At 72.0% G+C, this 9063-nt stretch carries 8 protein-coding genes; 1 reads left to right on the top strand and 7 read right to left on the bottom strand.

Translation table 11 applies throughout. The features are described 5' to 3' along the window. The 7 genes from KGQ19_RS52400 to KGQ19_RS45425 all read right to left on the bottom strand — a co-directional run. Positions 1–1262 (bottom strand): cytochrome P450 (locus KGQ19_RS52400; protein WP_212021298.1); only part of this gene is annotated, 1262 nt, incomplete at its 3' end. Positions 1263–1358: 96 nt separating this feature from the next. Beyond that, complete coding sequence (locus KGQ19_RS45400; RefSeq protein ID WP_212021299.1) at positions 1359–2054, bottom strand: GAF domain-containing protein; 696 nt, start codon at positions 2052–2054, stop codon at positions 1359–1361. Next, a complete protein-coding gene (locus tag KGQ19_RS45405; protein ID WP_212021300.1) occupies positions 2051–2977 on the bottom strand; it encodes a S8 family peptidase in 927 nt (308 codons plus the stop codon). The genes KGQ19_RS45400 and KGQ19_RS45405 overlap by 4 nt, the downstream gene beginning before the upstream one ends. Continuing rightward, positions 2974–6231, bottom strand: a complete 3258-nt coding sequence (locus KGQ19_RS45410) for an adenylate/guanylate cyclase domain-containing protein (RefSeq protein WP_212021301.1) — start codon at positions 6229–6231, stop codon at positions 2974–2976. The genes KGQ19_RS45405 and KGQ19_RS45410 overlap by 4 nt, the downstream gene beginning before the upstream one ends. Before the next feature lie 28 nt (positions 6232–6259). Next, entirely contained in the window at positions 6260–6463 is a 204-nt protein-coding gene (locus tag KGQ19_RS45415; RefSeq protein ID WP_212021302.1) for an aroma-sacti cluster domain-containing protein, read from the bottom strand. Then, positions 6460–7146: a heme oxygenase-like domain-containing protein gene (locus tag KGQ19_RS45420; protein ID WP_212021303.1), complete on the bottom strand. Its 687-nt coding sequence runs from the start codon at positions 7144–7146 to the stop codon at positions 6460–6462. Before KGQ19_RS45420 ends, KGQ19_RS45415 begins: the two co-directional genes overlap by 4 nt. Further along, the gene (locus KGQ19_RS45425) at positions 7143–8288 is read right to left on the bottom strand and encodes a radical SAM protein (protein ID WP_212021305.1); all 1146 of its coding nucleotides are present in this window, start codon (positions 8286–8288) and stop codon (positions 7143–7145) included. The genes KGQ19_RS45420 and KGQ19_RS45425 overlap by 4 nt, the downstream gene beginning before the upstream one ends. 307 nt (positions 8289–8595) lie before the next feature. On the opposite strand from KGQ19_RS45425, the gene KGQ19_RS45430 reads away from it, so the two are divergent. Next, positions 8596–9003, top strand: a complete 408-nt coding sequence (locus KGQ19_RS45430) for a hypothetical protein (RefSeq protein ID WP_212021306.1) — start codon at positions 8596–8598, stop codon at positions 9001–9003. Positions 9004–9063: the final 60 nt, after the last annotated feature.

Here is a 9063-nt window from a genome sequence, read left to right on the forward strand (position 1 = left end):
ACCCCAAGCACCACCGGCAGCGCCACCAACCGCCGATGCAAAAATCCACCCCGCCACCGCAACTGCTCCGCCCCCACCGCGACCCGTGCCGCAGGCCAGCGCCGCGCGAGTCCGCCTAGGGCCGCCGCCAGCGTCATTCGGGCCAGTGCCGAGCCGAGGCAGTAGTGGGGGCCGAGGCCGAAACTCAGTTGGCGGCTGCGGGTCGTTCGGTCCAGTCGCAGTAGCCGTGGCTCGGTGTGGGCCCGGTGGTCGTGGTTCGCCGCTGTGAGGGACAGCAGGACCTGGCTGCCTGCCGGGATCAGTGTTCCGGCGATCCGCACGTCGGTGAGTGTGTGGCGTGTTGTCGCGAATGGGCCGGGGGTGTCCATTCGCAGCAGCTCGTCCATGGCGCTTGGCGACGGCTCGCCGTTTGCGGCCAGCGGGGCCAGGCCGTCCGGCTGCGCGCTGAGGGCCAGGATCGCGAGGGCCAACATCTGTACCGTGCTGTCGTACCCGGCCAGGAGCAGCATGGCGAGCAGATCCAGCAGCTCTGCCCGGCTTACGGCGGCGGCGCCCGGCGTTTCGTTCCCCGCCGTCCAAGCCTTGATGACCTCCCCGATAACGCCCGCACCGCAGTCCGCCGACGTACCGCAGTCCGCCGCCGCATCGCGCTCGACCCGCCACCGCACGTACGAGTCCAGCACGGACACCGCCGCCTCCTTCTCGGCGGCGCTGTGCCCCTGGGCGTCGGCCAGCGTGTCCATCGCGCTGCGCAGGGCCGACCGGTGCGCTTCCGCGATGCCGAACACCTCGCACATCACGCCGAACGCGAAGGGCTGCGCGAAATCCGCCAGCAGTTCGACCTCCGCACCTGCGGCGTTCTGCGCGCCACCCGTGCGGCGCCCAAGCCCGTCCAACATCCCCTCAGCCAGCTCCGCGACCCGCTCCCGCCAAGGCGCGAGCCGCGCCGCCGAGAGCGCCGGAGCGGCCAGGCGCCGGATCCGCGTGTGGTCCGGCGGATCGTAGTTGACCAGTGTCATGTCCAGGGCCCGGTGCGGACGGCCGACGTCGGCCGGCTCGCGGGCCAGCGACAGCTGCGGGTTCAGCAATGCGGCCCGGACGTCGGCCTCGCGCGTGACCACCCACACCTCCTGTCCCGCCGGGGAGGTCGTGTGGGTCACCGGGCACGATTCGCGGAGCCGGTCCAGGACGGGCCGGGGGTCGGCGATGAACCGCCCGCCGAGCGGTGAGGCCGCTCCCGGGGGCACAGGTGTCGAGGTCACGGCGCTGTCCCATCTGTTCAGGAGGTGGAGTCAGGAGGTGGGGTCGGTGGAGACTAAGGATCGATATATCAGTGCCCGTATGATCGTAGTCAGCGGTCAGGAGTGGCCGTTGCCGGCCAGCAGCAGATCGCGCACCGCGTCGATCAGCACCAGCCCGGCTGCCCGTCCCGCCTCGTCCAGCCCCTCGACCGCCCGCACCCCGGCCCGCACGCCAGCCGCGCCGGGGCGTCCCTGCGCCTGCCGTCGCGTCACCAGCCGCAGCGCCCCGGCCGACTGGCGCGCGAACAGCGCGAGCAGGTCGAGCTCGGCCAGGTCGGAGCGGGCCTGCGGCGAGGGGTCCAGCACCTCCAGGACGCCGAGCACGCCGGACGCGTCCAGCAGCGGCGCCGCCATCAGGGCATTGGGAACGTACTGGGTGGACTCGGCCAGATCGCGGGCGAAGCCCTGCTCCCGGTTCAGATCGTCCACCACCATCGGCTCGCCCGAACCGGCGACCCAGCCCGCGATCCCGCGGCCGGCCGGGAACCTGCGGCCGACCAGGAAGTCCTCACCCTGCCCGGAGACCGCCTGGAAGACCAGTTCCCCGGCGGCCTCGTCGAGCAGGAAGATGGAGCTGGCGGCCGCGCCGAAGATCGCGCGGGCGGTGTCCACGATGGACTGGAGCAGTTCCCGCGCCAGCGGGTCGCTCGCCGCGTCGGCCACCGCATCGGCGTCGGCCACGGCGTCGGCCGTCACGTCGGCGCCCGCTTCGGCTCCGGACCGATCCACAACGCTGTTGTCCGGCTGGTTCATGCTGCACCTCTGGTATCGACTTGGACGTTGGCTGCCGTCAGATAGAGCACGCTCTTGAGCTGGAACAGAGTCAGGCCCGGATGCTTGGCCAGGATCCGCGCGCAGGTCCCGGTGACGAACGGAGTGGCGAAGCTGTTGCCGGTGGTGCGGATCGTCTTGCCGCCGAGCCAGGCCACTGAGACGTTCTGACCGGCGGCGAAGAACTCCACCGGCGGCTCGGGGTTGTACAGGTGCAGATCCTGATCGGTCTCCTGGTGGCTGCCGACCGAGAACACCGAGGAGAACCGCCACGGAAAGCTCTCGACCGGGGTGTTGTGAGCGGACGCCACCAGCGCGGTGCCGCCGAAATACGCCTCGTCGGCGAGCTCGTGCAGCGCCTGCGCGAACTTCGCACGCGTGGTCGACAGGCTCAGGTTCACCACGTCGAACCGCTGCTGCACCGCCCAGCGCAGCCCGGCCAGCAACACATCACCGGTCCCGGAGAAGCGCTCACCCAGAACCCTGACACTGTGCAGCTCGCAGTCCGGGGCCAGCCGCCGCACGATGCTCGCGCAAGCCGTGCCGTGACCACACATGTCGCCGGTGTCGGTCGGCACGACGCGGAACCCGTCCTCGTCGCCGACCACCACCCACGACCCGTCGACCGTCCCGACATCCGGATGGTCCCGCTCAACACCGCTGTCCACGACGCAGACCCGGATCCCGCGCCCGGTCGACCCGCCCCACGCCCACTCCGGCGTGACGTCGGCCCCGTCCGCGCTCAGCGCGATCTCGCCCGGCGTCCGCCCGCGCAGGCTCCATGTCAGCCGCGCCGGATCGGCGGAGCTGCGCAACCGCGCCGGATGCGGCGGATGCGGTAACGGCGCCGGATGCGGCGGCGCCTCCGCCGGCGCCGACGCGTGCTCGATGGAGTCGGTGGTCATCGGGTGAGCCTTCCTGCGGAAACGACGGCGTCGGCCGGGCGGTGTCCGATCTGGTCCAGCAGCTGCTGTGCGCAGCGCACTCCCGGCCGATGTCCCTTTGCGGCGAACAGATCCAGCGCCGAGCGGGCGGCACGCTCTGCCTCCGGCCCGCGACCCGTGGCCTGCGCACAGCGCGCCAGATCCAGCGCCGCAGTCGCCTTGAGCACCGGCGAGTCAGTGGGACCGGCATCGGAGACCGCGCGTCGAGCCAGTTCCAGAGCCCGCCCCGGAGCCGAATCCACCAGCACCCGCGCCAACAGCCCCCGCACATCGACAGCGTCCTCAAGCGGCAGCGTGTCAACGGCTTCGACCGGCTCACGCGCATCCTGTTTCAGCAACAGGGCTCTCGCGGCATCGACATCCCCGGAATCCACCAGCACCCGAGCACGCGCGCGCCGGAACTGACCCGCGGCATTGCTCCCACCCAGCCGCTCAGCGGCCCGCTCGGCCAGCCGCAGCAGCGTCTCAGCCTCCTGCGGACGTCCGGACAGCGAAGCGATGGTGGCCCGGAAGAAGGGCAGGAACACGGCGGTCTCCGCGTAGCCGGCCGCGCGTGCCTCCTGATCCGCGGCGTCCAAGCAGGCCCCGGCCTCCACGGGCCGCCCGTCCAACGCGAGCAGTACCGCGAGCGGGCAGTTGAGCGTGATCTGCACGATGCGCCGCACCCCGTGCCGCGCCAGCAGCTCCCGGCACCGCGCCACGGCCTCGGCGACCGGCGTCGGCCCGGCGCACAGCGAGACCCCGAGCGCGCCGAGGATGGCCGCGCGCTCGGGCTCGGCATCGGCCCGTACCGCGTGGTCGGCGGCGCTGAGCAGCAGCTGCTCGGCCTCGCCGTGCCGCCCCAGCGTCTGCCGCGCCTGCGCCACCCGCAGCCGCGACCTGGCCTGCCCGAGTTCGTCGCCGGCCGTTGTGAACGCGGAGCTCACTTCCTCGGCGACGCGGGCCGTGCCGACCGGATCCGCGTCCGCGCCGTGCACGGCGAGCGCCAGCCGGGCGTGCGCACGCACCAGGTTCGCGGCGGCCGGATCGGCGGCGACCTCGGCCAGCAGCGCCCGGCCCTCGTCCAGGTTCCCGCCGGCCACCAGCACTTCGGCCAGCTGCCACAGCACCCGCGGCCGCTGCTCGTCCGCGGGCTCGCTCAGCGCGGTGGCCCGGCGCAGCAGGGGCTCGGCCCAGCCGAGGTCGGCCCGTGCCAGGGCCCGGGACCCGGCGGCGGCCAGGGTCGTCATCGCGCGGGAGCGCAGCAGTTCGGTGCGGCCGTCGGCCAGCCCGAGCTCGCTGCGGTAGCGGTGGGCGAGCTCCAGGTGGGTGCCGACCTCATGATCAGTGGCCTGCGACGCCACCAGCAAGCCGGCCGTGCGCTCGTGCCGCTCCGCCCGCACTCGCTTGGCAGTGCGCTGATACGACACCTCCTGGACCAGGCCGCTGCTGAAGCGGAAGTCGCCGCCGGTCGCGGCCTCGATCATCCGGTGCTGGGCCAGCTCGCGCAGCGCCGGGCTGGTCGCGTCGGCGTCCTCGGGCTCGGGGTGCAGATCGCCGCCGGGCCCGCCCTCGGGACCGGACCGGGCCAGACCGGCGACCTGGCTCGCCGTGAACTCGCGGCCGAGGACCGCCGCCAGGGACAAGGCGGCGCGTTCGGCCGTGCCCAAGGCGTCGATGCGGACGCCGAGCAACGCCTGGATCGTCGAGGGCAGACCATCGGCGCCGTCCAGGTTCGCGGGATCCGCGACCGCGAGCAGCTGCTCCAGCAGCAGCGGGTTGCCCTCCGCCCGATCGAGGACGCGGGCCGGAAACCGTTGTGGCATACCGGATTCGCGCTCGGCATAGGCCTCCGCCAGCCGTGCGCAGTCCGCCCTCGGCAGTGGAGGCAGCGAGAGATTGTCTCGATGGGGATCCGGCCACCCCGCCTCCCCTTCCAGCAGCTCCGGACGTCCGGCGCAGATCAGCAGCAGTGGGAAGTCGGCGGCCAGCGCGGACAGCCGTTCGACCGTGGCCCGCAATGCCGGGCGTGACCAGTGGAAGTCGTCGAGCACCAGGATCAGCGGCTCGTCGGCTGCCAGGTGACGCAGGACCACGGTCAGCGAGGCGCAGGTGTCCTCGACAGACGGGGTCGGCGTGCCGTCACGCAGCATCCCGACGTCGAGCAACGCCAGCGCGTCGGTCACGGCCGCGGGCCAGGACGTTCTCGGCTCCGCGTGAACGTTGTCCAGCAGCGCCGAAACCGCTTCGGCCAGCGCCGTCAAAGTACCGCTCTGCGCGTGCGGGCGGCAGCGGCCGACACCGGCGTGTGCCTGCCGGGACCGATCGCGTTCCAGCCACTCCCGCAGCAGTCTGGTCTTACCCAGGCCCGCTTCCGCGGCCAACGTCAGTACCCGTACTCGCCCACGCTCGGCTGCGTCGCGCAGCGCAGCGTCCAACGCGGCGAACTGCTCCTCACGCCCCACGAAAGGCAGGTCGAAGCGGCGCAACAGCCCCGGATCGTCGCCCCGCAGGGCACTGAGCCGGTAGGCCCGCACCGGTGCGGACTTCCCGCGCAGGCTCATCGGCCCCGCGTCCTGCGCGACCACCGCCGCGGAGACCGCGCGCCGGGTCTCCGCGTCGATCAGGATCTCGCCGGGGGCGGCGTTCTGTTCGAGCCGGGCCGCCACGTTGGCCACCTCGCCGGAGACGAGCACCTGCCGCTCCTCGGAGTCGGTGCCGACCACCGCCTCGCCGGTGGCGATGCCGATCCGCACGGCCAGCCGCACGCCGAGCGCCGAATGGAGTTCCTCGTTCAGCCGGTCCAGGACCTCCGGCACCTCAAGGGCCGCGGCGACCGCGCGCAGCCCGTCGTCCTCGTGCAGATCCGGGATCCCGAAGACCGCCATGACCGCGTCCCCGATGAACTTCTCGACGGTGCCGCCGCGGGATTCGATGGGCTCGCGCACGGCCGCGAAGTAGCGCAGCACGACCGAGCGCAGCGTCTCCGGATCGAGCCGTCCGGACAGGGCGGTCGAGCCGACCAGGTCGCAGAACAGCACGGTGACCGGGCGGCGTTCCTCGGCCGGCGCGGTCCCGGTCGCCGGCGCCGGGATCCGGGACGGCGGCGCCGCAACCCGGGGCGGAGCCGGTGTCGGTATCGCTGCGGTCGTGGCGTCCGCGACGCATGGCGTACCGCAGTACAAGCAGAAGCGGGCGCTGTCGGGCAGCGTTTCGGAGCATGCGGCGCAGTGCACTGTTTTCCCCTCCTCAAGTCTCGTCGGGTCAGAACAGCGCGCCGCCGGCGATGTTGCTGTGTGCCTGGACCTCGGGTTCGAGCTCGTCGAGCCGGGCCTTGAGGTCCACCAACAGCTCCAGCTCCGGTCCGGACAGCGAACCGAGGACCGCGACCTGCTCTTCGCTGAGCGTGTCCAGGGGGAATCCGGCCGCGGTGAGCGCGGACAGCGTGGGATTGTCGAAGTCGTTCATGGGTTCCTCCACAGGTGATCCCGTGACAGCTCTCTGATTAAGTCGGTCAGCGCGCCGACGGTGTGCAGCGCGTTGACTCCGATCGCGGCGTCCTGAGCCCGGGTCAGCGGTAGGTCGTCCAGTACGGCGTCCAGGCGGCCGGTGTGTGAGCCGTCCAGTTCGGCGTGCGCGCGGACGGTGCGGAACGCCTCGGCGGGCAGCCCGGTGTCCAGTGCCAGCCGGTCGGCCAGCCACTCGGCGGGGGCCCGGCTTTCGAGTACTGCGATGTAGCCGAGCAGCGTCACCGGGTGTCCGTGTTCGATCCAGTAATACTGCGGGCCGACCAGCCGGGCCGCCGCGAGCCCGGCCGGCGGCTCCGAGAGGCTTGCGTCGTCCCGCACGACGGCGAGGTCCTCCAGCAACCACCGATCGTGGTCGCGTTCCTCCTCGATGTGCTCGACCAGGTAGTCGTGCAGGAGAGCGCTGAGCGGATCCGCGTCTGCGCGCTCGGCGCAGCGCCGGGCCGCGAGCTCCATGAGCGGGACCGAAGCGCGGATCACTTGATGCATGGCGGCGAGGTAGCGGCTGTAGCGCGGGGCGAGGCCGTCAGCCAGCCAGAGGCGGTCCAGCGCGGCGTTCAGAGCGCGGTCGGCGAGGGAGATCTTGACGTGCAACACGCCGCTGCGCGAGAGGGTGGCGGTCATCGGGGGCCACCCGGAGCCCCGCTCGAAACCCCGCTCGAAACCCCACTCGAAACCCCGCTCGGAGCCACCAGTTCGGCGTACTTGGCGCAGCCGAACCGTCGCATCAGCGCGACCGGACCGGCTTCGGCCTGCGTCCGCGTGGCGTGCCGGTCCAGCAGCTCCCCGGCCGGTCCGGCGCCGAACGCGCGGATCGCCGGCAGATCAGTGCTCTGGGGGAGTGCGAGGCAGGCGGCGCAGTAGTCGTCCGGACCGGCGTCGCCGTCACCGAATCGGGAGCGCAGGTGCAGCGGACCCAGAGCCCTGATCATCCGCAGCTCGGGGGAGTTCATGGCCCGCTCGCGCAGCGTCGGCCAGTCGTCGTCGGCGATGTTCCCGAGCAGCAGATGCTCCGGGGCCGGTCGCCGGTCCACGGCGTCCTGACCGCAGCAGGCCAGGACCGTGCCGTCGGCGGCCACCACGGGCCACGCGGCCATGGCGCAGGGCAGCACGCGAGTCCGATCCGGTGTGCTCTCCGAGGCTTCGTCAGGCCCGGTGACGATCCGTGCGGCCGTGGCCCAGGACGTCGCCCGACCCACCGCGCGCACCTCGTTCACCAGCATCGGAACCCGGTCCCCGAACTCGCGCCGGACCTGTGCGGTCACTTCGGCCAGATACGGATCGTCGGCGCCGTGCCCGGTGAGGTGCAGGCTCACCGCCATGCCGTCGTCCAGCAACGTGGCGAGCGTCCGCAGGACCTCTGCCCTGGGTACCTCTCGCTCGTGTTCGCGGTCCAGGCTCGCGGAGAAGTGGTCGACGGACCGGATCGCCTCCTGGATGTGCGGCGCGACGCGTTCGTGGCGTGCGAAGAACATCCCGCTGAGCAACGCGGTGCGAACTCCGCGAGCAGCAGCGGCCCGAGCAAGCTCGGTCACGAGGCCGGGCCGCAACAGCGGCTCGCCGCCGGTGAACATCACCAGCTCCGGTCGGTTCTCCGGCCCGAACGAGTCGACCAGCCGCCGCAACGCCGCGGCATCCGTCTGCGGCCCGGCCATAGTGGACGCGGTGGAGCAGTGCGCGCAGTGCAGGGGGCAGCGCTGAGTCAGCATCAGCAGCACGCCGGCGCAGGGCACCGGACGCAGGCTGATGAGGTCGACCAGTTCCACAGCGCGCTCCTTCTCGGCGGACGCTCCGAGGACACCGCGTCGCGGGCGTCCGAGGAACAATGTCTCCGCGGTCGATTCGCCCTCGGTTAACCCGCGCGCAAATCCCGATATAGCCGCAGCTCCCGGCGTTGAGGTAGGGCCCTAATAAGCCGGTGGCGGGCCGACGTGCGCCCGCCGGCGAGCCCCGAACCGGGCTGTCAAGCCATCCGACCTGCGGCCATAGCGAAAATGCGGCGCGGACCAACCGGGCTCGAAGCGCCGCCGCCCAGCATGGTCGGCGTCGGCCCCGGTCAACGAGGGCCACAGCGTGAGAAAACCCGCCTTCCGCACGAGTCTGGAGAACACGATGGGCAAGAAGCGTGAGCAGGAGAACGAGCCCGAAGTCGTCGCGCACTCCGGTGAGGACACGCCGTGGTGTGGCGTGAACACCGGTACCTCGGCCACCGAGGAGCCCGAGGTGATCGCGCACTCCGGTGACGACACCCCGTGGTGTGGCGTGAACACCGGTACTTCCGCCACTGACGAGCCCGAGGTGATCGCGCACTCCGGTGACGACACCCCGTGGTGCGGTATCAACACCGGCACTTCCGCCAGCGAGGACGACCCGGAAGTGATCGCGCACTCCGGTGAGGACACGCCGTGGTGCGGCGTGAACACCGGTACTTCCGCCACCGAGGACACCCCGTGGTGCGGCGTGAACACCGGCAGCGCCTGATCCACACCACCCCGGGCCAGTCGGCCGCGGCGCCGCCCATCCGGGCCTGTCTCTTATACA

This window comes from Catenulispora pinistramenti, assembly GCF_018274385.1.
Taxonomy (GTDB): domain Bacteria; phylum Actinomycetota; class Actinomycetes; order Streptomycetales; family Catenulisporaceae; genus Catenulispora; species Catenulispora pinistramenti.

Coding starts and splice junctions, on each gene's coding strand:
- KGQ19_RS45400 (WP_212021299.1), bottom strand. CDS start 2,054: ATGAACCAGCCGGACAACAGCGTTGTGGATCGGTCCGGAGCCGAAGCG.
- KGQ19_RS45405 (WP_212021300.1), bottom strand. CDS start 2,977: ATGACCACCGACTCCATCGAGCACGCGTCGGCGCCGGCGGAGGCGCCG.
- KGQ19_RS45415 (WP_212021302.1), bottom strand. CDS start 6,463: ATGAACGACTTCGACAATCCCACGCTGTCCGCGCTCACCGCGGCCGGA.
- KGQ19_RS45420 (WP_212021303.1), bottom strand. CDS start 7,146: ATGACCGCCACCCTCTCGCGCAGCGGCGTGTTGCACGTCAAGATCTCC.